We start from the raw sequence: 26,968 nt of genomic DNA, 5'->3' as shown, positions 1-26,968 counted from the left end.
CGGGGAGCCGGCGTGGACCATGCCCTGGACGCCGTCGGGGAGCCGTTCGGCTTCAGCGGTGACGTCGCCATCGACTCGGCGCGGCTCGGCGGCGAGTCGACGGACTTCAACGTCATGACCCGGCGGGCGCGGTGCCGGGCCGAGGTCGTCGTCCTCGATCACGCCGGAGAGCTCGAGCCGGCCGGTGCCGGACTGGTGATGAGCCTGCACGGCGCCTGGCAGCTCGCGCCCGAGCCGACCGGCACCACGGGTGCCGGGACCGAGGTTGCGACGCACGAAGGGGTCTGGTGGTCGGGCGGGAGCGGTATCCGCGCGATCTCACCCATCGCCGGCGCGGGCGGTGGGGGCGATGTGTCGCGGCTCGTGGTCGTGCGGATCATCACGCTCCGACCACGCTGAGTCCAGGCGGCACGAGACCGACATCCTTGTGCCAGTGGCCTACTCGCGTCCCAGCCAGAACCACATCTCGAAGTCCCCTCCGCGGCGCCCGTTGCCGGACGGCAGCCGGGTGTCGACGTGGCCGTCGCCCGGCGCGCCGAACGCTTCGCCGTCCAGGTACAGCTCCGGCTCCGCGCCCGGGCCCCAGATGTAGTTGCCCTTCAGCGTCAGCCGGCACAGCAGCCGCCGCAGCTGGCCGTGGGTCTGCCCCTCGACGGCCTTCAGGACCGTCGTCGCCAGCCAGTTCCTGGCGTTGCTCGGCTGGTCGTCGACCGGCACCCAGAAGATCGAGTTGTTGTCCGAGTTCACCTGTGCCGCAATGGTGATGGTCACGAACCCGACGACGCCGAAGCTCGGCACCCCCCACGTCTCGCGCTCCAGGTTGGTCGTCGGCCACGGCAGGTCCAGGGTCACGGTGCAGACCGGATTCTCCGGACCCTGCTTGTTCTGCACGCTCCCCTGGAAGAGCTGCTCGCTGCACGCGATCACGATGCCGCTGGCCAGCTGCTCGGGCTGCACGAGCGAGTCGTTGCGCAGCTCGGTCCCGTCGACGAAGGCGATCTTCTCGACGTGGATCCCCTTCTCGTCCTCGTCCGGCGTGGCCTGGCACAGCACGTCGAGCGCCTGCTGAACGGTCGTCGTGCCGGCCAGGTTCGCGCAGCTCGACGGGTCGTAGCCGACGTCCGACGCGGCGATCGCGGTCAGCGGCGGGAAGAGGCGACGGCAGTCGGCGGGCGCGCCGAACGTCCCGCCGGCGAACCCGACCACGGCCAGCACGCAGTAGTGGTGCTCGGTGCCGTGCCGGGTCTCGAACCGGCTCTGCTCCGGGGTCCCCTCGCGCGGCCACTCGACCTTGCCGGTCGCGGTGCGGGCCGGCACCAGCCAGTAGTCGCCGACCGCGAACGTGCCCTCGTCGATCTCGACCTGCACCCCGTCCTCGAGCTCGGTCGGGGTCGCGACGGTCGGCGTGAGCATGCCGTCCCAGCGGCGCAGCGTCGGGTTCGTGCCCGTCGCGAGGCTGAGCCCGTCGGGGTTCTGCACCAGCACCGACGTCCCGACCACCGAAGCCACCTCGAGCAGCGCGCCCGCCGCTCCGGACAGGGTCCGCTCCTCGTCGGTCAGCTCGACCCAGCGGGCCGCGCCGAGTCCGAGGACGTCGTCCCGCCCGGCGTCGGCGACCACGATGGTCAGCGCCCCGGGGTCCACCGAGGTGACCGCCGAGACGATCGAGGCGTTGTCCCGGGACCACTTCAGCACGGGGGCCCCGGCCTCCGAGCCCGCGTGCACCTCGACGCGGTAGAGCTGGTTCTCGAGCCGCCGGTACCCGCCGCCGGTGGGCACCGAGCAGTCGTTGACCGGCCCGGTGACGGGCACCTCCGAGGCTCGCAGCCGCCCGGTCGGCGCCGTCGGGGGCACGAAGGCGGCGCAGTCGAGGGTTTCGACCGGGGCCAGCCGCACCTGCCACACCACCCGGGTGCGGGTGGCCGTGTCGGGCCCCTGCAGGGCCGACTCCACCAGCGGCGGGAAGGCGGGTCCGTACTGGTCGACCCCCGTCAGGTGCCGCTCCCAGACGTCCAGGTACACCGCGTAGCTGCCGTCGGCGTCCGGCACGGCGGCCCCCGGCAGGTCGGGCTGCGCCGTGTAGCGCACCCCAGCCGGGTCGTCGTTCTCGCACAGGATCCCGTCGACGTAGATCCGCCCGGGCGCGATGCGCAGGTCGGTCCCGTCCGGCTCCAGCGAGACCGCGAAGTTCTGCACCGCCGGGTCGGTGGGCTTCGGGGCGCCCGTGCGGCCGACCACGTCGCGGCCGGTCGTCCGGTCCACGTGCGCCGTCAGGTCGGCCTGCTCGTTCCACTCCGCGTCGAGCAGCACCCGGCCCTGTTGCAGCCGCACGCTGCTGTAGTGGTTGGCCGGCCGGTACGTCGACCGGCTGAAGTCGCCCTTCATCGCCGTGCCCCCATCGTGTCGTGAGTGGTCGGATCGTCGGTTTGCCTGCCCCGGGTGGCCAGGTCGTGGCGCCTCGGCGGCCTCATGCGCCACCTCCGGCCCGGCCCTGCTGGTCGGCGGCGAAGACGCCGGCCTCGAGCCCGAAGCGCAGGTACTCGTCGAGCGCGGTCCGCAGGTTGCGCAGCCGGCGCGGGACCTGCAGGAAGCGCCAGGCCCCCAGCTCCGTCTCGCCCTCGCCACCGGCACCGATCTCCGGCGCGACGCTCGGGTGCAGCAGCGCGTAGTCCGGCGCCCCGAAGGCCATCGAGGCGAACGCCGGGCGGACCCGGCCCGCGCTGTCCGTGTCGGCAGGCTGGCAGCGGAAGCGGCGCGGGGTCCGGGAGTCGAGCGAGACGTACGAGTAGCGGAAGCAGCCGACCTGCCGCCGCACGACGGAGACCGGCCCCACGAAGATCGAGTTCGACGCGCTCGCCGACCGGGCCGCGACGCTGCCCAGCAGGGTGCTGCTCTCGACGGCCAGCGTGTCGGCACTGAGGTCACCGGCGACGACGCAGTCGGTGACCGACACGTCCACGGTCGGGTCGGCCGGGCTCAGGTCGCCGACGACCGAGCGCTCCAGCGTGATGGCCAGGCCCGGGTTCGACTCGGCCTGCAGCGTGGTCGTGCCGGGCACGAGCGAGCAGTGGCTGACCGTCAGCCCGCCGAGCCGGCCCGCCCGCACCGTCAGCGCCCCCTCCAGCAGGACCCCCAGCACCGTGAGCCGGCCGGGCTCCGGGCTGCCCGAGGGCGCCGTGCCGACGACCTCGATGGTGCCGCGCAGGTGGGCGCGCACCGCGCGCGGCGACACCCGGCCGAGCCGCCGCACCGGCGGCTGCGTGGGGTCCTCACCCTCCTCCAGCGGCCACTGTCCCGAGACGACGACCAGGTGGCTGCCCTCCGGGATCGCGATCCGGCCCGCCGGGGTGTCGAGGTCCTCGGTCCGGGTACCGCTCTCCAGCAGCACGATCACCCCGTGCGTGCCCGGCGGCTGCTGGTTCCACTCCGCCACCGCGGCCTGCAACGTCGGCTTGATGCGGGGCTCGTCCGGTGGCGGCGCCGCCATGACACCCGCTTGCCAACCCACCTCGCCCAGGTACCGGGCCAGAGCGGCGCGTTTGTCGTACGGGCCGCCGCCCAGGTCGCCGGGGAAGCCGTAGGCGTACGACGTCGTCACCGCACCGGCCGGCGGTGTGCCGAAGGCGATCCGGCCCAGCTGCGGGTCGACGGCTATACGGTCGCCCACCGGCTGGTGCGCCCACCCGCCCGCCGTGTCGGACAGGTCGCAGACGTCGACCGAGCCGAGCGGCTGGACCGTCCCGTCGACGGCCACCACGATGCTGGCCGGGTCCTCGTCGGTCCCGTAGTAGCGGGCGGGGTCGCGTCGCATGGTGCGCCGGCTCAGCGCCATCGTCACGTTCTCCGGCCCGATGCCGTATGTCGCTGTGCCGGCGGTGTCGGGGACCGTGAACACGGCCTGCGACCGGCCCAGCGGGTCGACCGTGAACCGGGTCTGGTCCAATGCCCGCGCGGTGACGCCGGACAGCGGATAGCCCTGCAGCCGGAAGAGGAAGAGGCCGACGTTGGGGATGTTGTAGCGGCCCCGCCCGGTGTCGACGTGGCGCACGTCGGCCAGGTGGGCCACCTGCTCGAACGGTGTGTCGACGAACTGGAGCCGGTAGCCGTCGCGCAGGTCGGCGGTCGCGGGCGCGCCGAGCCGGACGTGGTTGACGTGCTGCGTGGTGGCCAGCCGCTGGAAGAGCTCGACCACCACGGCGGGCCATCCGGTGAGGTCACGGGCGAGCTGGGCCAGGACCGAGGCGGTTCCCTTGCGACGCTGGTAGTCCAACCGGCCCGCGACGTACCCGCGCTGGGTGAAGGCCGGGTCGTCCACCGGTAGCAGCGGCCGGGCGCCGAGCAGGTCACCGAGGTACGGCACCACCCATTCGGAGCAGGTCTCGATGAAGGCGTCGTCGTAGAGCTGCCCGATGTTCTGCTCCAGGGCGGACACCTCGCCGGCGATGACCGAGAGCAGCGCCCGCAGCGGGTCACCCTGCGCGGCGTCGCGCAGCCGGTGCACCGCCGGCATGAGGTCGAACAGGCGGTCGGCGCTCATGCTTGCTGTCGCGCCTCTTCCCGCCGCTGCGGGCCGCCCACGCGGAGCGTGGGACCCGCCTCGCTGGCGCTCGGTCGGGTCCTCGCGTCGGTCGGCGCTCACGGTGCCTCCTCGATCTGCGTCAGGGTGATGCCTATCGGGTTGACCAGGAGCAGCTGCGTCAGCACGGTCGGCTCGGGGTGCTGCTCCGGCCAGGCGACGAGGTCGGCCACGAGCCGACCGTCGGCGGGCAACGTTGCCGGCAGGTCGAACCGGTGCAGCGCGTCGAGGTCGACGAACACGACCCCCGGGGTGGCCTGGATGGTCGTGACGACCTCGGTGGTGGTGACCGGCTGGCCGAATCCGCGCGCCGCGAACGAGAACGTGTCGACCAGCGCGGTGGTGACCGCGTCCGTGACCTCGGACCAGCGGTGGCGCGGGTCGAGCAGCACCTTGGCGGCGACGTCGAAGAACACCGGCTGGTAGGTGTCGACGCGGATCGGCATGGAGGGCTCGGACGCTGCGGCCAGGGCGTCGACGAGGTTGGCGCGCAGCGGCGCGGTGGCCGCCACCCGGTGGTCCGCAACCGCACTCCCGAGGCCGCCCGGGTCGGCGACCGCGGCCGCGGCCGCCACGGTCAGGTGCACCCAGGGCCGTCCGCCGCGGACGAGAACCGTCCCGGCCGCCTTCCCGATCCCGCTGAAGGCCCGGGCGAAGTTCTCGGCGTCGGGCAGCGAGACGACCCGGTCGAGGGTCAGCACCGTCAGCGGGGCATTGGCCCGCGCGTCGTCGCGGCTCTCCGGGTCGGCGGCCCCCGCGGCGGGCAGCGGGTTGGTCACCGAGGCGACGCCGAGCGGCTTGGTCATGAGCAGGGTCAGCGACCCCGCCGGGACCATCCCGGCCGTGCCGATGCCGCTGCGGTAGGTCGCCTCGACGTTCTCGACCCCGGTCGGCAGCCGGGCGCCCTGGACCCCGTCACCGAAGACGACCGACACCGTGCCGTCGTCGGCGTGAGCGACCAGGTACTGCTCGTCGCTCGCGCCGGACCCGTAGAGCCGGGCGGCCTGCTCCCACCGGACACCGTCGACACGCACCTCCAGGGAGCTGCGGGTGCCGCTCGCGGTCGCCGCCGGCACGTACGTCAGCGGTGGTTTGCGCAGCCGGAACGTCTGGTTGGCCGCGGCGCCGTTGCCGGACCCGAGCACCTGGTGGACGGTCTCGCCGTGGGTGGCCGGGACGACGTTGGCCGACAGGGTGACCGTGCTGCGCACGTAGCGGTGGGTCAGGCCGGGCTCGGCGAAGAACAGGGTGGTGAAGCCACCCGCATGCTGGATCGCCGTCAGCTCCACCACCTCGCTGACCGTCACCCCGGGCAGGTCCTCCCGTTCCCCGGTGACGGCCACGACCTGCCCCTCGCGCAGCCCGAGGACCATCCGGTCGAGCGTGAGCGACAGCTGCTCCGGCGTCCCGGCCCCGAGTGGGTCCTCGATCGGCAGCTGGGCCAGGACGATCCGGTCACTGTGCACGTGGGCGGTGGTCCGGCGTACGTCGAAGGAGTCGGGCTTGTCCGTGTCGTCGTCGTTCAGCGCGGTGCCGGTGCCGGCCGTGCCGAGGGTCAGCCCGGTGGTCTTCGCGCTCAGGCCGTATCCGACCAGGGAGCGCTCGCTCGTCCCGAGGAGCCGGAAGACCGTGAACTGCTTGGCCGGCAGCTCGAAGACGGCCCAGCCGCCGCCGGTCAGGCCGGGCACCGGACGCTCGAGGAAGCAGTCGGCGTCGGTGTAGTAGGCCGCCGCAGGCCCGAAGGTGTCCTGCCACACCGGCATCCCGGGGTCCCAGTCGACGAAGGGCGACCGCGCGGTCTCGGTCAGGCTGCCGAAGGCCGGCGCGTTGTGTCCGAAGAAGCCGAGGGTGGCGCGCATCGCGAAGGCCCCGGGGTCGCTCGGCGCGGCCTGCCTCGGCGGCGGGGCGCTGTAGGCGCCGTAGATGTACGCGACGGCGTTGCCGGCGTTCCAGCCCTGTACCGACAGCCACGCCGACAGCCCGCTCTCCGACCACGTCCGGTGCACGACGAGGTCGTCGACGGTGGCGGCGTCGAGGGTCGCGCCGGCCAGGCCGGCGATCGACGACGCGAAGTGGAAGCCGTGGAAGGACGGCGGTGGGACCGTCTCGTCGAGCTCTATGCGGGTGCGGTCCAGCTCGGCCTGGGCCTGCACCCTCCGGACCGTCTTGGCGACCGTGGCGGTGTCTCCTCCGTCGGCGCGCCGCCCGGCCAGCAGGATGACCATCCCCGGGGCCAGCTCTGTCGCGGTCCCCGCCGCGAAGATGGCATCGACCTTCGACGCCGTGACCTCACCGGCGGCGGGCAGGCTCGTCGCGAGGTCGAGCGGGAACGTGGCCGCGACCTCGAGCGTGGCATCGCCGGCACCGAGCAGGTAGAGGTCCGGGCCGTTGACGGCGAGCTGCTGCGGCCGCATCGACCGGGGCCGCAGCGTGTTCCACTCGACCCGGGCGGTCAGGGCACTGCTCGTCTCGAAGGTCTGCGGCAGCTCGTCCTGTCCCGGGACGCTCTGGACGCGGGTTCCCGCGGGTACGAGGACCGAGGCGGGCGCGCCGGTGGCGGTGTCCATCGCGACGGCCAGGTACGCGCTCGCGGCCACCCCTGGACGCAGCTCGTAGCCGATGAGCCGCGCGAGCTCGAGGATCGAGCGGCGCTCGGTGGCGGTTCGCAGGTAGGCCTCGTTGGCGATGCGCTCCTGGTAGAAGGTCAGCACGTCCCCGACAACGGCCCACGCGTCGAGCAGGGCGATGGCGGGGTCGTCGACCGACCGGGTCGTCAGGGTCGCGAGCGGCTGGTGCACCGGGTGTATGCCGTCCTCGACAGCCTCGAAGGAAAGCCGGGTGAGCAGCCGGCGCAGGATCTGCGGGTGCGTCCCGATCCGGTAGGAGATCTCGGCCAGGCCCGGAGGGTTGTACACCGCGGCGGCCGCGGTGGGCACCTGGCAGCAGCCGCATGACGCGTTCCGGGAGCTCGCCGGGTCGGTCGTCATGTCAGATCCCCCCTTGCATCGTCAGCGTGAGCGTGCCCCGCTCGGGGTCGCTGGGGTCGTCGTCGAGCCGGGCGACCTCCAGCCGGTGGATGGGGACGAAGCCTTGTTCGATCTCGCCGTGCGGGTCCTGGCCGTAACGCCGGAAGGCGTCGACGGACACGACCCGGCTGACGCCCGGCACCGCGGCGGCGCAGGCGAGCAGCCGGCTCAGGTAGACCGGTTCGCCGAAGGTGACGTTGTCCGGGTGGAAGAACCCGCGCGCCCCGTCGGAGCGCAGCCCGGATCCGAGCGCCTGCCGCAGCGCCAGCTCCACCCTCGCCCGGTCGTGGTGGTCCAGGACGCAGATCGTCAACGCCACCTGCAGCGCCACGAATGCCGGCGGGTCGACCTCGAGGTCGTAGCCGGCCATCCGGTACCGGTCGAGGAAGCGCGTCAGGTCGGTCTCGAACGCCGTGTCGACCGGCCGACCGGCGCGTCGGTCGGCGGTGACGAACATGGTGTACCAGCTGCCGGTCCACCGCCGGGTCGCCGCGGCCCGGGAGACGTCCGGGTGCCGGCCGGCGGCAGCGGCATAGTCGGCGGGCGTGACCGCCCGGTCCTGGGTGCGGAAGGCCTGCGGCGCGTCGAGCCTGACCCGGGCCAACGGCTCGGGGTCGACGCCGCCGGCCGCGGCGAGCGGGTTGCGCACCGTGACCCCGTCCATCGGGACGGCGAGGGCGGCCAGCGCCTCGGCCCCGACGTTGCCGCTGCGTCCGGCGCCGAGCCGGTAGCGGGCCACGAACGAGGTCCCCGGGGACGGGCTGCGCCCGAGGACACCGTCACCGAAGCGCAGCTGCGCGTGCCGGTCCTGCTCCATCTCGACGACGAAGTCGGTTGCGAAGCGGTCGCTGTCGAGCAGGTCGGGCCGTGGCTGCCAGATCTCGCCCTCACCGCGCAGGGTGATCGCGGGCAGCGCGAGCCGCGGGTCGACGGCGATCGACTCGGTTGCGGGCACTTGCGCAGCGCCGGCCGGGTCGACCGGCACCGCATGGGTCAGGTCGAGCCCGGAGAGCACCGGTCGGTAGGGCCCGGTCACCGGGACCAGCGGCGGGGTGAGCGCGCTGCCCGGGCCGGCGGGAGCGACCGTCCTCCCGTGGTCGGCCAGTGCGACGTTCCCGCGGGCCACCGCGGCGGGCCGCACGCCACCTGCGCCGTCGTCGAAGGTCCGCAGGCACAGCGCGAACGGGAGGGCGTCCTGCTCGAACCAGCCGATGTCGGTCAGCTCGTCACCGGTCAGCGGGTCGGTCCGGGCGACCGGGTCGGCCGACAGCCGCACCGCGTGGCGGTGGGTGGTGTCGGCGTCCTGCGGCAGCCCGGAGACCGCGCCGAGCACCTCCTCGAAGACGAGCACGTCGCCGCGGGCGATGTCGAGCAGCCCCGGGGAGCCGAGCAGGGTGGCCCGGCAGGCGCCGACGGGCAGGCAGCAGTCGTCGTCGCCCCAGGTGTAGAAGGCCATCGCGTTGCGGGTGACCAGCAGCTGCGGCAGGTCGTGCATCGTCTCGAAGACCACCAGCTGCGCGGGTGGGCCGGACGGGTCGCCGGCCGTGACGGCCGTTCCGGCCGGCACCGCCGGTGCCGCCGGGCTGCCCATGTCGGTGCGGGTCTCGAAGACCAGCCACGCGCGCGCGTTGGCGCCCTCGTGCACCCGGTAGTCGACCAGCCGGGCGTGACGACGCACCGAGGTGCGCCGCCGGGCGGTGCCGAGGTAGGCCTCGGTCGCCACCGAGTCCTGGTAGTAGCTCAGTCGGTCGGCGACGTAGGCAAGCACCTCGACCAGGGTGACCTGCAGGTCTGCGGGGCTGCGCTCGCTCCAGCCCGGCATGACCTGCGCCATCCGGTCGAGGATCAGCCGTCGGAAGGTGGCGTAGTCCTTGGCCAGGTAACCGAGCCGGGGCGCCTGCTCGACGGGGGGTGGGCAGCCCGGGGCGGCAGCGCAGTCGAGGTCGCCCTCACAGCCCACCTTGAACGAGAAGTCGACCGCGGCGAGGGTCGGGTCGAACCCGGCCGGGGCCGCGGAGACGGCCGGCGAGCCGACCAGCCGCAGCGTGTAGGTGGAGAAGTCGCCGGCCCGGTCGGTGTGCAGCACGATCGTCTCGCCGGTGGTGGACACGACGGCGTCGACCGCGACGGACCGGACCCGGACGCCACCGTCGACGACGAAGCTCGCGGCGGTCAGGGCGGGCGCCGCGGGCACCCCACCGGCCTGGCCGGGCAGCGGGTGCAGGAAGCGGACCGTCAGCTCCTGCTGGTCGGTGGGGGACACCTCCAGGTAGTCGATCCCGTTCAGGAACGGGTCGCCCTGGGCGTCGACCGCCGCCCGGACCAGGTCGCGCCGCAGCGACCGGGCGCAGCAGTACTGCCGGGTGCTCACCGGACTCATGTCGGCACCTCGAACGTCGTGGAGCCCGGTTGCCCGGTCCGCCGTACCTGGTAGGAGATCCGCACCTGCAGCCGGGAGTCGAGCGCGTCGACCGTCACGGCCGACACGTCGACGAGGTCGCCCAGGTACTGCTGCAGCGCCCCCTGCACGAGGAACTGCAGGGCCGCGGCCAGCTCGGGGCTGTTCGGTGCGAACACGAGCTGTTGCAGGCCGGCCCCGAACGTCGGCCGGTTGACCCGCTCGCCCGGGCTGGTGAAGACGAGCTGCTCGACCAGGTCGCGGACGTGCTCGTCGACCGTGGCCGTCGCGGTGCGGCGCCGGTCGTCGACGTGGAACGGGAAGGCGATGTTCGTCGGGGACCCGGCGCGGCCGGTCGGGTCGCCGGTCAGGTCGCCGGTCACGTTGTCGGTCATTGCGCCGTCACCCTGGTCTGGGTCGCCGTGACGAGCAGCGGCGTGCCGTTCGGGACGCAGGTGGCGCGGCTGTCGACCAGCACCAGCGGTTGCCCGTTGGAGGTTACCCGCGTCGCGCCCAGCGTCCACTGCCCGGTCACGCACGGGGTGGGGGAGCCGCCGGTCACCATCGGGCAGCCGGCGATCGCGTACGGCGCCGCGACCGTCACGCTCGGGGCGCCCCCAAGCAGGACGCGTGGGTTGGGGGCGGTCGGCTGGGCCTGCCCGCCGTGGGCGCACAGCACCGTCGCACCGACGTGGACCACGAAACCGGGCATCGTCACATCACCACGAGTGCGCCGTTGTTGACGGTGACGCTGGGGCCGGTCATCACGATGCTGGCGCCCTTGCCGTTCTGGATGTAGATGCCGGTGTCGTTGACGATGATCGAGGCCCCGCTGGTGCTCTTGAGCATGATCCCGCCGGTCGGCCCCGGCAGGTCGCTGATCACGAGACTGTGCTGTGCGGTCGTCTGGAAGACGATGTTCGGGTTGGCCGGGATGCCGGCGAAGGCGAGCGCCGGTACCTCGGCCGTGCTGCCGTAGTAGGCCCCGCTGTAGATCGGGTAGTCGGCGTCGCCCTGTTCGAACTCGACCCAGACGCCCGAGCCCACCTGCGGGACCAGGTAGGCACCCATCTGCTTGCCGGCGATCGGGAAGCACGGCATCGCCCACGTCGACGGGATCAGGTTGGAGACGTCGGGCACGATGACCTGGACGCGCCCGATCTGCATCGGGTCGACGTTGTTGACCACCGTCGCCCGGTACTTGCCGAAGTACTTCGTGTCGGCCATGCGCCCTCCTCCTTCACACCGGAACCGTCACCGGATCCGGTCACACCGGGACCGTGGGCAGGGTCGGGAGCAGCCCGTTGCGGGACAGCTTGAACTCCTGCTTGTACTCGCCGCGCTTGATCTTGTGGGTCACCTGCTTGACGAAGTGCAGCCCGTCGAAGGCCGGCCCGGCGCCGCGCACGCCGACCAGCCCGCGGGCGTGCAGCGGCCGGCCGTAGCGCAGCACGTCGAGGGTCCCGGTCCCGGTCAGGCCGTCGGCCGACGCGGCGGCCTGGGCCATGGCGTGCAGCACGGCCTGGGTCGGCGTGCGCTTCGCGCCGTCGGTGAGGTACTCGACCTTCTTGGCCGGCAGCGGCACGGCACCCAGGAGCGGGTTGAGCGGGGAGATGTCCGGGACGGGGATCGGGATCGGCGCCTTCGAGAGCAGGTTCTGCACGAAGGTGACCGGGAGCTTCTTCTCCTCGGTGTCGATCGCGAAGCTGAGCTGCTCCACGTTGGAGTGCGCGTCCAGGTTGACGCTGAGCGCCGGTTGCGGCACGCCGACCTTGACCTCGGGCCCGAAGTAGGCCGTGCTCATGCCCGGCTGTGGGCCGGGGTCGACGTAGAACACGTAGCCGACCAGGTCGGCCAGCGAGTTCAGGTACTGCAGGTCGGTGCCCTTGTGCTTCGGGATCCGGTCGGTCGGGATCGGCGCCTCGAACAGGATCGACGGCACGACGAGCGGCACGACGCCGAACAGGGCGTACTTGGCGCAGATCAGCGCCACCCGGGCCTCGACCGGCATGGCCGGGTAGGGGATCCCGGAGAAGTCGATCCACCCCATCACCGCGGTCAGGTCGACCCCGGTGATGTCGAGGGTGTCGTGGCTCGCGTCGGTGCCGGGGGTGACGTCCTGCTTGGTGATCACCCCGTCCATGAGCACGTACGGCGTGCCGTTCACGGTCGCGACGATCAGCGTGCGCATGACCGGCGGGACGGCGCCTCCGGTGAGCAGGAAGATCGTGTGCAGCGGCGAGCGCTTGCCGAGGCTGAACGTGAGCCGGAAGCCGCCGGGCTTGCCCCGCTCGGCGGTCTGGGTGATCTCGACACCGGTCAGCTCGTCGATGACCGACTGCGGCAGCGGGACCGGGACGACCGGCCCGACCATGACCGTGAGCGTGAGCCGGCTAGCCATCGCCGGCTCCGGGCAGTCCCTCCGGGAGGGTGATGCGCAGGCGCCGGCCGGGCTGCTCGGTCAGCTCGTCGGGGCGCAGCGCGGCGTTCGCGTCGCAGATCCGCCAGAACTGCTCCGGGTCGCCGAGCTGCGCTGCCGCGATGTTGTCGAGCCGGTCGCCCGCCGCGACCGCATACTCCTCGAGCAGGGCGAAGCTCTCGGGGGACGGCACGAACCGGCGGCGCAGGTATGTGACGACGCGGCCGTCGGGCGCCTCCCAGGTGGCGGTGTCGACCAGGTGGTAGCGGCTGGTGGGCCCGAAGGCCGGGTTCGGTGTCATGGCAGTCCCGTCAGGCCGAGGGCCGAGAGCGTGCCGGGCGAGGTACTGGCCGCCAGGCGCTCCTTGTTCTGCAGGTAGGCCAGGTAGAGGGCGCCGCCGGCCTGGTCGAAGCCGAGGTCGTCCACGCTCAGCACCCGCATCCCGAGGCTGACCTTGGCCCGGATGGGGTTCAGGTTCGGGTCGAAGGCCTCCTCGGTGATGCTGAGGTCGGTCAGCCGGACGGGCACGATGCGCTGCTTGCTCCAGACGAACAGGGGCAGCGGGGCGAGCATCGGCGCGATCTCGAGCGCGCCGCCGGCCGAGAGCTGGCGGCTGCTCTGCAGCTGCGCGGTGCTCGGGTGCACGAGCGTCTCCAGCGCGGCCAGCTGCGGGTGGATCCCCGCCCGGACGACCAGCTCGTCGCCGTCCGCGAGCTGGTCGGCCGCGTCGATCTCGGCCTCGAGCTTGATCGTCTCGACCGCGGGGCCCTTCAGCCGGGTGGCCTCGGACCGGTCGGCCCCGTCGGTGCCGACCACCTTGGGTTGCAGGCTGCGGGTGAGGGTGTCGGGGTTGTACTGCAGCGCGATGACGCGGCGGACCACCCCGGACACGGGATCGAGCAGGACGATGCCGGACCTGAGCAGGCGCGGCGAGCCGGGGAAGGTCGTCATCGGCCGGCACCTCCGTGGGTGGTCGGGGGTCGACGGGTCACGGCCAGGCCGACGCGCAGGTCGCGGGCGTAGGCGTCGACGCTGGTCGGTGCGAAGCCGAAGGCGTGCCGCACGTGCCGCCCGTCGGGGCTGGTCACCACGGCCAGGCCGCGGCCGGCGTAGACCCACTCGCCGCCCGCGACAGCGACCAGCCCGTCGATGACGTCCTCCCGGCGGTCGGGTTCGCCGAGCCCGGCGGGCCACTCGGGCGGCGCGGCGGTCCAGGCGACCTCGAGCAGCACGACCCGGCCGGTGTCCGGGTCTGTCCAGGCCCGGGCCGAGCAGCCCGGCGCCGGGTCGTCCAGGTGCACGAGAACGGCCGGCAGGCCACGCTCGCCGAGGGCCGCCGGCTGGGCGTCGGCCGGGTCGAGGGTGACGCCCGGCGGCAGGCCGGACCAGTCGGGGTACTGTCCGGCGGCGAGGGCGGCGGCGAGGGACGAGATCGTCTGGGGGGTCACCGGCTAGCCTCCGATCCGGTCGATCTCGCCCTTGAAGTAGGCGAGCAGCACGTTGCGGAAGCCGACCACGGTGACCAGCCGGGTGGCCTCGCTGTACGAGGCGTACCGGCGGCGGAAGGCCGGCACCACGGTGATCGGCGGGAGGGCGGCATACGCGGGGCCCTCCACCTTCTTGCGGAGCGCCTGGTCGCCGACCCGGGGCTGGATGTTGGCCCAGACCACCTCGTCGAGGAAGGAGTCCATCCCCTCGACGAGGGTGCTGTTCTGCGGCCCGTCCCCGAACGACGCGGCGAAGGTGCGGTAGCGTCGCGCGGCGAGGGTGTGCAGGTACTCGTGGATCAGCGTCTGGAACATGTCCCACATGAAGTCCTGGTCCTTGGTGACGCCGCCCTTGGGCCGGAACAGCTGGATGTTGACGTCCTTGGTGGCCGGGTTGGCCGACGCGTCCCAGCCCCGGTCGATCTCGTTGAGCTTGCGCACCTGCGGTGCCGTCCTGGTCAGCTCAGCCGCGATCCGGCCCTGCGCCTTCGCCTCGTCGTTGAGCGGGCGTCTGGTCCTGCTGAACGAGGGCGAGGCGTGGTGCTCCCGGTTGAGCGGGGCCACGACGTCGTCGTCGTTCTGGAAGAAGTAGAAGACCAGCGCCTTGGCCATCGCCTGTTTGTCGGCGAAGCTCGTCGAGGGGTCGGTGAGGAAGGCCTGCGTGTCGGCCCACAGGTCGTGCAGGTTGCGGCGGCGGCCGGGCGTGTCGGCGCGCAGCGGCGGGTGCGCGGACTTGTCGTAGTACCCGCCGAAGACGTCGTCGGTCTCGTCCTTGCTGACCTTGGCGAGGTCCTCCATCTCGGTGAGCGTGTGCATCTTGGCCGGGTCGCTGTGGTCGGCCGGCTTGCGGTCCTTGGCCATCTGCTGCCAGTAGGAGTCGATCATCCCCGGGGATGCTGCGCGCAGCTTCTCCTCGTAGCTGGGCTGCCCGGGAGCGAGCCGGCTGACGAACGGGGTGGGCGCGGCGGGCGTGCCGCCGACCGGTGGCTTGATCGCGTCACGGGCGGCCTGCTTCTGCGCCGGGGTCAGCTTGGTCGCCTTGGCGGTCAGCTCGGCGGGAGACTCGCGCCGCACGATGTCCTTGAAGGCGTCCTGCATGACCAGGTCCATCTTCAGCATCGTCGTGCGGACCTCGTCGCGCTGGGCCTCGAGCGCGCTGCGGGCGGCGGCGCTGCTCGCCTTGCGCGCCCGGTCGCCCAGGTCGTTGGCCCGCGCGTCGAGCTTGTCGCGCTCGACCGCCAGGTCCCGGGCGGCCTGTTCGCGTTCGGCCGGTGAGTGCCGGCTCAGCTCCTCGATGATCTCGCCCACCCGGTAGGGGCCCTCCAGCCGCTCGCGCAGCCGGGCGAAGTCGTAGGGGAAGACCGGGGCGTTCGCGGGCAGGGTGCCGACGGGCTCGACGTGGTCCTTGCGCACCTCCGCGAGCCCGCCCTTGAACCGGGTGTCCAGCCAGGCCCGCAGCCGGCGCCCGTTGGCGCCGCCGATGTCGCTGAGCAGCCGGGTCACCGGGACGGCCTGCAGGATCAGGCGCAGGTCGCCGTTCTCGGACCGGGTCAGGATGTCCAGGATCGCCTGCTCGTCGTCGCCGGTGGTCGCGCCGCTCAGCATCTCGGCCACGAGCAGGGCCTTCTGTCGGCCGGTGAGGTCGAAGCCGGCCGCGGCGGTGCTCCACCGGCGCACCACCGCGCGGGCCTTGTTGTCGCTGTCGAAGTCGCCCTCGATGTCGTTGCGCCGGCTCAGGCCGGTCAGGTACGTGCTGAGCTGGGTCTGGGTGAAGCCCTCGCCGCCGAACAGGTGCGAGAGCGCGGCCCCGGGGTGCGAGAACAGGCCGGAGAAGAAGCTGCCGACGGTCTGCAGGAACCCGCCGCGGTCCGAGCCCTTCCGCGGTCGCGCGGTCGGCCCGGTGGTGGGCGCGGTCGCGCCGGCGCGGGGCCCACCCACGGGTATGCCGCTGAAGTCGCGGGTGGCTCCGGCGGACACCCCGCGGGGCTGGGGTTCGTGCCCTGCCGGTGACCGGCGGGGCACCCGGTCGGGATCGGCCGGCCCGGGCCCGCGGTCGCGGTCGGGACCGCGGGCGGGGCCGGCCGCGGTGTGCGACTGGACCGGCTCGGCGACGGGGCCGGGCTCGACCTGTGGCTCGAACGTCTGGGTGGTCATGTCGGTGTGGTCATGTCAGTCCACCACCGGCAGGTGGTCGGCCTTGTCGGCGAACGGCGGGATGCTTAGGCGGTGCTGCTTCAGGGCGTCGATGTGCGCGTCCACCTCGCGCTGCCACCACGGCTCGTCCCCGCCGAGGGCCTCTGCCGCCCGGATGGCCGAGGCCTTGCTGACGCCCTTGGCGAGGATCTCTGGCTTGGCCGCGATGGCGTCGTTGATCTGCTGGGCCAGCTGCCGGATCGGCGCGAACTGCTCGACGAGCTTGGCCAGCCCGGTGACGAGCGTGAACCCGCGGTCGCCGACCCGCAGGTCCAGGTAGGCCCTGGTGGCCGCGTCGAACTCTGCGGTCGCTTTCGTGTGGGCGTCGGGCGTGCCGGCCGCCTTCAGGGCAGTGTCGGCGCGTTCGAGCCGTTGCCGGCTGCGAGACCAGGCGGTGAAGCCGAGCACGTTCCAGTACGGGACCAGCCACGTGTTGTAGTGCTCGCGTGTCTTGTCCAGCACCTCCAGGTACTTGAGGTGGAACTGGTAGGCGTCGCTGCTCGGGTCGTCGGTCGTCTTGCCGAAGAGCCGGACCGTCATGAGCGAGCGGTAGAAGGCCCAGAGCCGGTCCTTGTCGAGCTTCGCGTTCGTGCCGCCGAGTCTCGGGACGTCGGTGATCACGAAGGGCATGTCGGTGCCCTCGACGAACTCGTTCGCCGCGAGCTCCCCGACGAACTGGTCGTCTTCGGCCTTCGTCGGCTTCTTCGGCTTGTCGCCGGGGCGAGGTGGCGGCTTCTGCTTGCCCTGCCGGTCCAGGGCCTCCCACTTCCGGCGGGTCTCCGCGACGAACTGGGGGTCGCCCCGGGAGAACTGGTCGTTGTGCACGATCCACATCGAGATGTCCGGGGCCCCGGTCACGATGAGCCCGATGTGCACCGGCAGCTGCACCCAGCGGAAGCGCAGCTTCAGGGCCGGGTGGTCGCGCAGCAGCGAGAGCATGTAGGTGATCCGGAGCGCGTAGACGCCGCAGTCGTGCACGAGCTGGCCGGTCAGCGCCCGGGGGAACTGCACCCGCAGCAGGTCGTCGCCGAAGTCCTCGATGTTCATCGGCGAGTGGGTGGTGAAGGAGTGCAGGTAGGCGCCGAGCAGCTCGATGACCGCGGCCAGCGACTCGTCGGCGTTCCGGGACGTGACCAGGTGTGCCTCGAACTTGGCGCGCAGGAACCGGCGCCAGTCCTCGTCGCTGTGCAGGTGCAGGCCGCCGGCGCCGAGGGTCGCCGCGGCGGCCTGGTTCTCCTTCGCCTCCGCGGTGGGACGGCCCTGCTCGGTCTGCAGGCCGTAGATCCGCCGCAGGGCGGCGAGCTGGCTGGTGCGGATCGCGATGATGCGCTCCGCGTCGAGCTGTTTGGAGGGCCCGGAGGTGGTGTCGAGCTCGTCGTAGGACTCGAGGGTGATCTCCCGTCTAGCGGCCGACTTGTCGTCCGGGAAGAAGTCGACCTGGCGCAGGATGTCCTTGTCGCGCCGTTTCCGCCAGGCCCATTCGTTGATCTCGATCGCCGCGTTGCTGCCGGCGGGCAGCCGGATCCGCGCAGCCACGGCGGTGTGCTTGGCCTCGAGCGCGTCGAGCAGGGCGTGGCCCCGCTTCGCGGTCAGCTGCGCGGTGGCCAGCTCGAGCACGGCCTGGAACGCGGCCTGCATGCCGACGAAGCTGTCCTGCATCATCCCGCGCAGGCTGGAGTGGTAGCGGGCGATGGAGACGAAGGGTTTCAGCTCGAAGCCGACGCCGAGGCCGCCCAAGGCCTGGTACAGGTCCTCCAGGCGCTTGCGGTCGGCCTTGAGCGCGACGGGGTCCAGGCCCGCCCGCTCGGCCTCGAGCAGGTGGAAGAAGGTGACCAGCCCGTCCAGGACGTGCAGCGTCACCGCGGCGTCCTTCCAGTCGACCCGGTCGCGCAACCGGTGCAGCACCTCGTTCCAGTGCCACTCCTCGTCGTCGTAGTAGCGCGTGGCGAACCTCTGCTGCCCGTAGGGGTGCAACCCGGGGAGCTTGACGTACCAGTCCCGCACCCGGGTGGCCTCGGTCGGCAGGCCGAGCAGCACGAGCCGGGTCAACAGCTCGTCCAGCACCGGGTTGGCGGGGAACTCGGGCGGCAGGATGTAGGCGTCGACCGTGCCGAGTGCCGTCACGAGCGCCGGCACGGCCTTGCCGTCCTCCCGCTCGACGGCCTCGAAGAGGGCGAGCACCGGGCGGATCGCCGCCTCGTGCGGGCCCCACGCGCTGTTGAACTCGTCGACGACCTGCTGGTAGTAGACCTTGGTCGCGGGCGCCTTGTCCGACGCGGTCGCGGCCGACCGGGTGACCGCCTGCTGCAGCACGTGGGCGATCTCGTGGGCGAGCAGCTCGCGCCCGGCCCGGGTGTGGGGGGCGTAGGCGCCGGGTGCGAACGCGATGGTGGCGCCGCGGGTCTCGGCGTGGGCTCCGCGCCGGGCGACCGGCTCGTCGCGGGGGCGGATCCGCACCTGGGACAGGTCGACCTGGAAGCCCTGCTCCAGGCTGCGGCGTTCCGGGTCGCCGAGCGGCAGGCCGAGTGCGGAGGCCGCCGCGCCGGCCGGCCCGTGGCGCCGGCGCGGCCGGGCCGGGACCTCGCACTCGGCGCCGTCCGTGCCCCGCTCGCCGGCCCGCACGACCCGACGCGCGGTGTCCCTCGCCTCGGTCTCCTCGCTGGTGCGGCGTCGCAGGACGAACATCAGCGGCCCCCGTCCTGCACGACGGTGGCCAGGGCAGTGCCGAGCCCGGCGCCCAGACCGGTCGGGCCGGCCGGGCCGGGGTGGCGCAGCGGCGGCAGCGCCGCGCGCACCGAGTCGACGGCGCCCGAGCGCAGCCGCCCGGGGTCGACCGAGGCCAGCGTCTCGGCCAGGCTCGCCTCGAGGGCCCTGCGCACCAGGTCCGCGTCGCCGGGCGCCACGTCGTGCAGCACGAGGCGTTCGATGGTCAGCTCGATCCTCACAGGGCGGTCACCTCGCTGACGGACCGGTCCGCCTTGCGCAGCTCCATCCGGGCGGCGTCGAGCAGCAGGTCCATGGTGACGGGGCCGCCGGCCGCGGCGGCGGCGAAGGACGCGTTGAGGGCGATCGAGTGGATCAGGGCGCCGCTGAGGCCCAGCCGCGACAGCCGCACCTCGTCGATCCCGCAGGTGGGCACCTGCGGCGGGAAGGCGCGGCGCCAGATCAGCTCGCGCTCGGCCCGGGCGGGCAGCGGGAACGGGACGACGAAGCGCAGGCGCCGGGTGAAGGCGGGGTCGAGGGCGCTGCGCAGGTTGGTGGCGAGGATCGCGAGCCCGCGGTAGGACTCCATCCGCTGCAGCAGGTAGCCGACCTCGATGTTGGCGTACCGGTCGTGGCTGTCCCGGACCTCGCTGCGCTTGCCGAACAGCGCGTCGGCCTCGTCGAAGAAGAGCACCACGCCGCCGGCCTCGGCGGCGTCGAAGAGCCGTCGCAGGTTCTTCTCGGTCTCGCCCACGTACTTGCTGACCACGCCGGAGAGGTCGATGCGGTACAGGTCGAGCCCGAGGTCGGTGGCCAGCACCTCGGCCGCCATGGTCTTGCCGGTGCCGCTCTCGCCGGTGAACAGTGCCGTGATGCCGAGACCGCGCGACGTGCGCTCCCGCCAGCCCCAGGTGTCGTAGACCTGGGCACGGTGACGCGCCTGGCCCGCCAGGGCGCGCAGCAGTCGTGTCGGCTCGTCGGGCAGCACGATGTCCGCCCACGTCGCGACCGGGCGGATCCGCTCGGCCAGCGCGTCGAGCTGGGGGCGGCGCAGCGCCTTGCCGCGGGACCACGCCCCCGCCGCGAGGTCGCCGTCCCCGTCCCGTTTGGCGCCCTGCGCCACCTGCTCGATCTCGGCGACGTCGAGGTCGAGCTCCGCCGCGAGCTGCCCGGCGACGTCGACCTGGTCGGCGCCGAGCGCCTCCAGCCACAGCGTGCGCTGCTCGGCCGGGGTCGGTGTCCCGACGTCGTGGACCGCGGAGATGTCCGCCAGCCCGTCGCAGACCTCGCCGGCGCCGAGGAAGACCGGCGCCTCGGGCGGCTCGACGAGGGCCCGGACCGCACGCGCCTGCGCCGGTGTCAGCGGGTCGGCGCCCGCAGCGACGAGCAGCGCGATCGGCAGCAGCCGCGACTCGCGGCGCCACAACGTCGCCAGCTCGTGGGTCTCCGCCGCGGTCGTGGGCAGCAGTGCGGCCGGCAGCTCGTGGGCGAGCAGCCGCTGTCGCCCGGCGACCTCCGCGACGATCGTGCGTCGGCCCGCGTCGCTCCGGCCGACGACCTGGACCAGGGCGGCGGTCCCGACCGCCCGGTCGATCTCGTCGGCGCTCCGGGCCTGTGTCGGTGGGAGGGTGCGTTCGGCCGGCACGACCGGCCGCAGCAGGCGGGCGAGCCGGGCGTCGAGGACGTTCAGGCCCTTGAGGAAGTGCACGACCCGCTCGTCGCACGACAGCGGCCGGGTGGTGAGCGGTTCTCCGGTCCCGGCGTCGCACTCGACCAGCCGGCAGGAGCGCAGCACGCCGCTCGGCGCCAGGGCCGCCCAGTCGGGGTCGTCGAGGACGGTCAGGGCCAGCGCGAAGGTCGGGTACGGCATCCGGGCGTCGTGCTGCGCCTCGGCACACAGTCCGGCCACCCGGGTGTCCAGCGCCATCGCGGCGCAGAGCAGGACCACGTCCTGCTCGAACCGGGTCAGGTCGAAGGCGCGGCCGAGCAGGGCCAGCGTCGGTGGCGGGGTGGTCCGCTCGGCCGCCAGCACCGCCCGGCGGGCTGCGGCGACCTCGTCGTCCACGCCGGTGCCCTCGGACCGGGCCGCCGTGGCCAGCCGGAGGCGCAGCCAAGCCAGCGCGAGCGAGAGGTGGTCGGCGTTGTGCGTGTGCCAGTCGGCCACGCTGAGCACGTGCGGTCGGGTGCTCATGTGACCTCGATCAGCGGGCCGACGTACTGCTCGAACGTCGGGCTGGCGTCGTTGTCGTCGACCTCGAGCGCGCTCAGCGCTCCGTCGACCTGCACGCGCAGCAGGTAGGTGCCGGGCGTGGCACCGGACGGGATGTGCGCGGTGATCGTGGTGGAGGTCTCGGGTGCGGCCGGCGCCCTGGGCGGGACCGCGAGGACGGTCTCGCCCACCAGGATCGCGGCCCGCTGCTCGCGCCCGACCGGCGGCGTGACCGTCAGGTTCAGGTCGGTGTCGCGGGCGACGGTGATCGGCTGGGGCGTCGTGACGGCCGGGGCGAGCACCAGGGCGGCGACGTTCGACTCGAACCCGACGCCGGCGTGCGGCACGGGCGGTGTTCCGACGGGCACCTGGTGGACCACCTGGACCGGGTTGACGCCGGCCCGCAGACCTCCGGGAAGGGTGAGCGAGATCGCGGCGTCGGTGACGTCGTCCGGACCGGGGAGGGTCTCGATGCCGCCGACGCGCACCGTCGTGACGGCGCCCTTGAGACCGGAGCCGGTCAGCGTGACGGTGTCGCCGGGGAGCGCCACCGCGGGGGTGACGTCATCGATCATCGGGTGGCCCAGGGTGGCGAGGGTCAGGGCGGGTACCCGGACCGGCAGTGCGGCCCGGGTTGGTGTCGTCGCCTCGATCAGCACCACCGAGACGTCGTAGGCCATCGACGGACGGTAGCGGGCCTGCATCGCCGACCACAGCCGGGACAGCTCCTCGGTCGTCAGGTAGCGCGGGGCGATCCGGCACGTCTCGACCTGGTCGGCCAGGTCGGCCGCGTTCCGGTCGGGCACCGACGGCGGCATGAGCTTGTCGGTGACCGGCGAGGTGACGCTGAACGTCCGGCGGATCAGGTCGGGGGTGAGCACGGGCATCTCGTGCAGCAGCTGCATCGCGTAGCCCAGCAGGATCTCCGCGTCGAGGTCCTCGGCGCCGTAGGCGGTCAGCAGGTAGTGCAGGTCGAGGGGCAGCGGAGGGCCGCTGACCCGTCGGCCCTCCGGGTCCCGGGACGGGTACTGCTCGTTGCGCCAGCCCGGGTTCGCCGTGACCTGGTAGAGGAACAGGTTGAGCCGGCTCGGCTCGTCGGTGCCGGTGCTGATGCGGTCGGGGGGCAGGGCCGAGACCGCGACCGTCCCGACCGACGCGGACAGGTCGCTGTTGACCAGTCCGTCGTTGAGCAGGTCCTTCAGCACCGCGGTGACGGTGGCGATCGCCAGCGGGCTGCTCATGACCGTTCCCGTCGTCGCAGCTCGAGGTACTCGTCCAGTGCCATGACCCGGTCGGGGCGTCCGGTCGGGGGCCTCGCCGCGGGCCCGGGCGGGGCCGGTGCCCGCACGTCGACCCGCCCGATGGTGATGCGGACGACCGGCTCGGACTCGGCCGGCTGCCTGTTCGCGACGTCGGCCCGGGTGGGCGCCGGTGTCGCCGCGGCCGCGCGCGGGGCCGGCGGACGGGTTCGCCCGGCCGGGCGGACCGGGTCGGGCTGGGTGGTGCGCGGTGGCGGCAGCGGCGCGCCCTCCCGTCCCGGGGTGACCCGGCCGGACGGCGCCAAGCCCTGGTGGCGGGCAGCCAGTTCCACCGAAGGCGGCTGTCCGCGCCGGGCCGCCGGCGGATCCGCCGCACCGCCGGTTGCCGGCGCCGGATGCCGCCCGGCGGGCTGCGGCGCGGCCGCGTCGTCGGCCGCGCCCGGGGTCGGTGCAGGGTGGCGGCGGGCGGACGTGCCGACCGGCTCGTCGCCCTCCGGTGCCGGCGGCCGGTCCAGGCGGGGTCGGCCGGCTCGCGGCCCACCGGTCGGGGGTCCACCGACCGGTCGGCCCGCCGCTTGCGGCGCCGTGAGCTCGACGTCCTGCTCGAGGCCCGCGGCGGTGGTCGTGTCGGCCTCGTAGCGGTTCGGCAGATAGGGGTGCACCGCAGGAGCCGGCGCGAGGGTGCGGCGCACGAGGTTGGTCAGGGCGTCGGGGCTCATGTCGCCTCGATGAGCTCGAGGTACTTCCGGCGCCGGCGCGGGCTCAGCGCGAGGATGGTGGCCTCGTCCCAGCCGTAGGCACCGGCGATCACGTGGACGTCCCGCAGCAGTCGGGCCGCCCAGGCCCCGACCTCGTCCAGCAGGAACGAGGCAATGTCGAACGGGGCGGCCAGGTCCCGGCCGCACCCGGCGCAGCAGAGCTCGAGCTCGACGTCGACGTCGTCGACGGCCTCGGCCAGGTGCAGCCGAAGCAGCCCGCGGACCGATGCCGGGGCCTCGGGAACCGCCGCGCCCGTGCCGTCGGGACGGCGCAGCGACTCGACGCAGCGCTCGACGAGGGCGGCCAGGGCGGCGTCCTCGTCGGTCGGGCCGCAGCCGGCGACCGCGACGAGGTCGTCCGTGGTGGGCGGGCGCACCTGCGCGGTCCAGCCGTGCGACTCGAACGGGGGCGGCGGTTGCTGCGCGCGCGGGCGCAGCAGGCTCAGCTCGAGCGGGAGCTCCAGGTGCTCGCCGCAGTGCGGGCAGGCGACGAGCGCGACCGCGCGGTCGCCGAAGAGCTGCGTGCGCAGGTCGAACAGCGCCCGGTCGCGGTCGCGGATGCTCCACCTCGCGACGGCGTCCGGGTGGTCCCGTCGACAGCCTGCCAGCAGGCTTGCGCCACGGCGGGGCTCCTGCTCCTCGAACGTGCCCTCCCACGCCAGGAGCAGCTGCGCACTGCTGATGGTGGACACGGCGCCGCGACCCCTCAGCCCAGCACGGTCTCGCTGGGCTCGACCACGTCGGTGTCGCGCTCCCAGCCCTCGTTCTCGAGCTTGACGTGCTGGATCAGCACCGCGTTGGCGTTGCCGTCGAGGTCGGCCTGCGCCTGGTACTCCGAGACCCAGCAGCGGTAGACCTTGTAGGCGACCGCGAGCTGCCCGGCCTCGTTGTAGAGCTCGAGGATGATGTCCTTGCGGAAGTTCTTCAGCGACATCTCGGCCCCGAGCGCGTTGCCGACCGTCCAGACCCGGCCCGCCCAGTCCTCGAACTCCCGGTCGTGGGTGACACCGCGCTCGAGGGTGATCGCCTCGAACTCGGTCCGCCCGGGCGACTTCCGGCTGCTGCTGGGGTCTCCGCCCTCCCGGTGCTTGACGACCTCGGTGGTGCGCTTGAGCGCGCTGACCTTGCTGACGCCCGCCACGTAGCGACCGTCCCACTTCACCCGGAACTTGAAGTTCTTGTACGGGTCGAAGCGCTGCGCGTTGACGACGAACTGAGCCATCTGGCCTACCTGTCCTTTCGCGTCGGGTCGGGGGCCGGGGGCTCAGGCCTGGACCTGGCCGGCCAGCTGCTGGAGCTGGATGATGACGAACTCGGCGGGCTTGAGCGGAGCGAATCCGACGAGGATGTTCACGACGCCGCGGTTGATGTCGCTCTGGGTCGTCGTCTCCCGGTCGCACTTGACCAGGTAGGCCTCCTTCGGGGTCTGCCCCTGGAAGGCGCCCTGCCGGAACAGGTCGTGCATGAAGGCGCCCACGTTGAGGCGGATCTGCGACCAGAGCGGCTCGTCGTTCGGCTCGAAGACGACCCACTTGAGCCCGCGGTAGAGGCTCTCCTCGATGTAGAGCGCGGTGCGCCGGACCGGCAGGTACTTGTACTCGTCGGCGGCCGCGTCGGCGCCCCGCATGGTGCGGGCCCCCCACACGACGTTGCCGAACACCGGGAAGGTGCGCAGCGTGTTGATCCCGAGCTGGTTGAGCAGGCCGTTCTCCAGGTCGGTGAGGGTGACCTGGAGCGCGAGCGTGCCGTTCAGGCTCGCGTCGGTGCCGGCGGGGGCCTTCCACACGCCGCGCTGGGCGTCGGTGCGCGCCAGCACGCCGGCGATCGTCCCGCCGGGCGCGAAGGTGTCGACCTGCCCGTCGAGCAGCGGGTCGGCCTGCCTGATCCGCGGGAAGTAGACGGCCGCGTTGCGGGCCCGGTCGCCGGTCAGCGCGAGACCGGCGACACCGGCCTTGGCGTCCGCGATGCTCGCCCAGCTCGAGGCTGGGTCGACGATCAGGACGGCGCGCCGGCTCACGCAGTAGTCGAGCGCGTCGCTGTGGAAGGCGGCCGGGGCATCGCCGCCGCGCTTGTCCGCCGCGACCACCATCAGGTTGAACAGGTCGGCCTCCTCCAGCGCGTACATCCCGGTCTTGCCGGACTGCGAGCCCTTGTACTCGGTCGCGCCGAGGGTGTCGCTGTCGACGGCCGTCGTCGTCGCGGTCGACCCGGCGGCGGTCGACTTGGCGCCGGCCGTCCACACGTCGGCGTCGGTGAGCGCACCGGAGTGGGCTGCCGGCGACGTGTCCTGGGGCAGGTTCGCGGAGGCGGCGACGCGGACCAGGCCGGACTCGGCGGCCAGCACCCGGTCAGCGCGACGCGCGCTCTCCTTCGTGGTCAGGTTCAGGAACGTCTCGACCTGCTTGGTCGCGCCGTCGCGCACCGTCAGGTTGAACAGGTCGGACGCGGCGACCCCCAGCCGGGCCGCGACGGCGACCGTGCCCGGGTCCGTGGTGGTCCGGTCGACCCGGACCCGCACCTGCTGGCCCCAGGCGCCCTCGGAGGCGGCTTCGAGCGGCAGGTCGGTGACGTCATACGAGGACTTGGCGGCGCCGGTGGCGGGCTTCTTGTAGAGCCGCACGACGAGCGCCAGCGCGCCGCCGTTGGCGAAGAAGTCCCGCACGGCATACCCGAGCGGCAGGCCCGCGTCCAGCCCGCCGAAGACCCGCTCGAAGTCGCCGAAGCCGGTCAGCGTGACCGCCTGGTCGACCGGTCCGCGGCTCGCCGTCCCGAGGAAGGCGGTGACCGACGTGGCGACGCCCGTGATGGTCCGCACCCCGCTGGGGAGCTCCTCGACGTAGACGCCCGGATAGCTGACGGTCGTGGGCATGCGCTACCTCCTGGTGGTCGCCCCCGAGCCGCGGTCGGGCCCCTGCCGCGCGCGACCGCCCCTGACCCGGGGGTCCGACGCTAGGCGCGCGACGTCATCCGGCCGTCACCCGAGCGTCACGGCCGCGTCACCGTGCCGTGTTCGCGGTCGGCCCTGTCGAGGACCTGTTGCCGTGCGTCGCGGCGCTGCGGCAGTACGGCGACAGCAGCTCGGTCATGACCGGTGACGGTGTCGCGCCGAGCTCACGGTCGAGGCGGTCGGCGTAGCTGCGGTAGATCCGGAAGGCCTCGGCGACGTTCCCCTCGTGCAGGTGGATGCGGACCAGCAGTCGTTGCGCGCTCTCCCGCAGCGGCTCGGCCGCGACGACGGTGAGGGCCACCTCGAGCGCCTCGTCCCAGCGGCCGTCGCTCAGGAGCCACTCGCCCATCCGGTCAAGCACATGGAGCCGGACCTGACGGAACCGCTCCCGCTCGGCCAGGGCCCACTCGTCGTACCAGCCGGTCAGCAGGTCGTGACCGTAGGCCCACAGGATGCCGGCCACGTCGGTCCACGCGGGCGGCTCGTGACCCGGCGCGAACATAGTGGCGCTGGCGTGCACGAGCCCGTGCACGTCGACGGTCACCGACCCGTCGAGCCAGACGTGGGTGGCCGAGGTGCGCACGATCGGCCGGCCGTCGGGGGAGGGGACCCGCCAGAGCGCGCTGCGCAGGCTCGCGCTCGCACGCCGCTCGTCGGTGTCGGGCCACAGGCTGCCGCTGACGAAGGGACGCCTGGCCGGGCCGGAGTGGATCGCGAGGAAGCAGACGACGCGCTGCGCGATCGGGGGCACGTCGAGCACGGCGCCGCCGGCGCGGATCTCGAAGTCGCGCACGAGCGACACGTGGGTCGCACCTTCCGGCTGGGTACGCAGGGCCGAGTCCATGGTTGACCCCTCCTGGCCCCACCGGAGCGCCTGGGTCGCGCGACGGCCGGGTCCCGGGTCGACGCGCTGACCCCCACGCCCCGCAGGACCGTGGTGGTTGCCTCCAACAGTGTCAGGATGTCAGGGCGTACCCGGGCGCGGGCCCGCTC

22 protein-coding genes are annotated in these 26,968 nt (G+C 73.2%); 1 reads left to right on the top strand and 21 read right to left on the bottom strand.

Annotation, left to right across the window (positions count from 1 at the left end):
• A partial coding sequence (locus WMI84_RS07510; protein WP_347351823.1) for a HutD family protein occupies positions 1–399 on the top strand: 399 nt, incomplete at its 5' end.
• A gap of 39 nt (positions 400–438) precedes the next feature.
• Here the strand turns inward: WMI84_RS07510 and WMI84_RS07505 are convergent.
• The 21 genes from WMI84_RS07505 to WMI84_RS07405 form a co-directional block, all read right to left on the bottom strand.
• Positions 439–2,385, bottom strand: coding sequence for a DUF6519 domain-containing protein (locus tag WMI84_RS07505; protein WP_347351821.1), 1,947 nt, complete (start codon positions 2,383–2,385; stop codon positions 439–441).
• 82 nt (positions 2,386–2,467) lie between these two features.
• Positions 2,468–4,537: a hypothetical protein gene (locus tag WMI84_RS07500; protein ID WP_347351819.1), complete on the bottom strand. Its 2,070-nt coding sequence runs from the start codon at positions 4,535–4,537 to the stop codon at positions 2,468–2,470.
• Between the two features lie 98 nt (positions 4,538–4,635).
• Positions 4,636–7,563 carry a putative baseplate assembly protein gene (locus WMI84_RS07495; protein ID WP_347351817.1) on the bottom strand — a complete coding sequence of 976 codons (2,928 nt, stop codon included), beginning with the start codon at positions 7,561–7,563 and terminating at the stop codon, positions 4,636–4,638.
• A 1-nt stretch (position 7,564) separates the two neighbouring features.
• Positions 7,565–9,982 carry a putative baseplate assembly protein gene (locus tag WMI84_RS07490; protein WP_347351816.1) on the bottom strand — a complete coding sequence of 806 codons (2,418 nt, stop codon included), beginning with the start codon at positions 9,980–9,982 and terminating at the stop codon, positions 7,565–7,567.
• Positions 9,979–10,395 carry a GPW/gp25 family protein gene (locus tag WMI84_RS07485; protein WP_347351814.1) on the bottom strand — a complete coding sequence of 139 codons (417 nt, stop codon included), beginning with the start codon at positions 10,393–10,395 and terminating at the stop codon, positions 9,979–9,981. The genes WMI84_RS07490 and WMI84_RS07485 overlap by 4 nt, the downstream gene beginning before the upstream one ends.
• Positions 10,392–10,712: a hypothetical protein gene (locus WMI84_RS07480; RefSeq protein WP_347351812.1), complete on the bottom strand. Its 321-nt coding sequence runs from the start codon at positions 10,710–10,712 to the stop codon at positions 10,392–10,394. Before WMI84_RS07480 ends, WMI84_RS07485 begins: the two co-directional genes overlap by 4 nt.
• A gap of 2 nt (positions 10,713–10,714) precedes the next feature.
• Positions 10,715–11,227, bottom strand: a complete 513-nt coding sequence (locus WMI84_RS07475) for a phage baseplate assembly protein V (protein WP_347351810.1) — start codon at positions 11,225–11,227, stop codon at positions 10,715–10,717.
• Positions 11,228–11,267: 40 nt separating this feature from the next.
• Positions 11,268–12,401 carry a hypothetical protein gene (locus tag WMI84_RS07470; RefSeq protein ID WP_347351808.1) on the bottom strand — a complete coding sequence of 378 codons (1,134 nt, stop codon included), beginning with the start codon at positions 12,399–12,401 and terminating at the stop codon, positions 11,268–11,270.
• The gene (locus tag WMI84_RS07465; RefSeq protein ID WP_347351806.1) at positions 12,394–12,720 is read right to left on the bottom strand and encodes a LysM domain-containing protein; all 327 of its coding nucleotides are present in this window, start codon (positions 12,718–12,720) and stop codon (positions 12,394–12,396) included. The genes WMI84_RS07470 and WMI84_RS07465 overlap by 8 nt, the downstream gene beginning before the upstream one ends.
• Positions 12,717–13,370, bottom strand: a complete 654-nt coding sequence (locus WMI84_RS07460; RefSeq protein WP_347351804.1) for a hypothetical protein — start codon at positions 13,368–13,370, stop codon at positions 12,717–12,719. The genes WMI84_RS07465 and WMI84_RS07460 overlap by 4 nt, the downstream gene beginning before the upstream one ends.
• Positions 13,367–13,867 carry a hypothetical protein gene (locus WMI84_RS07455; protein WP_347351802.1) on the bottom strand — a complete coding sequence of 167 codons (501 nt, stop codon included), beginning with the start codon at positions 13,865–13,867 and terminating at the stop codon, positions 13,367–13,369. Before WMI84_RS07455 ends, WMI84_RS07460 begins: the two co-directional genes overlap by 4 nt.
• 3 nt (positions 13,868–13,870) lie before the next feature.
• Entirely contained in the window at positions 13,871–16,060 is a 2,190-nt protein-coding gene (locus WMI84_RS07450; protein ID WP_347351800.1) for a hypothetical protein, read from the bottom strand.
• Positions 16,061–16,075: 15 nt separating this feature from the next.
• Complete coding sequence (locus WMI84_RS07445; RefSeq protein WP_347351799.1) at positions 16,076–18,784, bottom strand: DUF4157 domain-containing protein; 2,709 nt, start codon at positions 18,782–18,784, stop codon at positions 16,076–16,078.
• Entirely contained in the window at positions 18,784–19,044 is a 261-nt protein-coding gene (locus tag WMI84_RS07440; protein ID WP_347351797.1) for a hypothetical protein, read from the bottom strand. Before WMI84_RS07440 ends, WMI84_RS07445 begins: the two co-directional genes overlap by 1 nt.
• Positions 19,041–20,993 (bottom strand): ATP-binding protein, encoded by a 1,953-nt coding sequence (locus WMI84_RS07435; protein WP_347351795.1) that lies wholly within the window; start codon positions 20,991–20,993, stop codon positions 19,041–19,043. Before WMI84_RS07435 ends, WMI84_RS07440 begins: the two co-directional genes overlap by 4 nt.
• On the bottom strand, positions 20,990–22,252 hold the full coding sequence (locus WMI84_RS07430; protein ID WP_347351793.1) for a Pvc16 family protein: 1,263 nt from the start codon (positions 22,250–22,252) through the stop codon (positions 20,990–20,992). The genes WMI84_RS07435 and WMI84_RS07430 overlap by 4 nt, the downstream gene beginning before the upstream one ends.
• Complete coding sequence (locus tag WMI84_RS07425) at positions 22,249–22,989, bottom strand: hypothetical protein (protein WP_347351791.1); 741 nt, start codon at positions 22,987–22,989, stop codon at positions 22,249–22,251. The genes WMI84_RS07430 and WMI84_RS07425 overlap by 4 nt, the downstream gene beginning before the upstream one ends.
• Positions 22,986–23,720 (bottom strand): hypothetical protein, encoded by a 735-nt coding sequence (locus WMI84_RS07420; RefSeq protein ID WP_347351789.1) that lies wholly within the window; start codon positions 23,718–23,720, stop codon positions 22,986–22,988. Before WMI84_RS07420 ends, WMI84_RS07425 begins: the two co-directional genes overlap by 4 nt.
• A gap of 14 nt (positions 23,721–23,734) precedes the next feature.
• Positions 23,735–24,250, bottom strand: coding sequence for a phage tail protein (locus WMI84_RS07415; protein ID WP_347351787.1), 516 nt, complete (start codon positions 24,248–24,250; stop codon positions 23,735–23,737).
• 42 nt (positions 24,251–24,292) lie between these two features.
• Entirely contained in the window at positions 24,293–25,897 is a 1,605-nt protein-coding gene (locus WMI84_RS07410; RefSeq protein WP_347351785.1) for a phage tail sheath C-terminal domain-containing protein, read from the bottom strand.
• A gap of 127 nt (positions 25,898–26,024) precedes the next feature.
• Positions 26,025–26,819 carry a bacterial transcriptional activator domain-containing protein gene (locus WMI84_RS07405; RefSeq protein ID WP_347351783.1) on the bottom strand — a complete coding sequence of 265 codons (795 nt, stop codon included), beginning with the start codon at positions 26,817–26,819 and terminating at the stop codon, positions 26,025–26,027.
• Positions 26,820–26,968 lie beyond the last annotated feature (149 nt).

The organism is Intrasporangium sp. (genome assembly GCF_039812505.1).
Taxonomy (GTDB): Bacteria; Actinomycetota; Actinomycetes; order Actinomycetales; family Dermatophilaceae; genus Intrasporangium_A.
The sequence above is the reverse complement of the archived record's forward strand: the minus strand, read 5'-3'. Positions and strand labels throughout refer to the sequence as shown.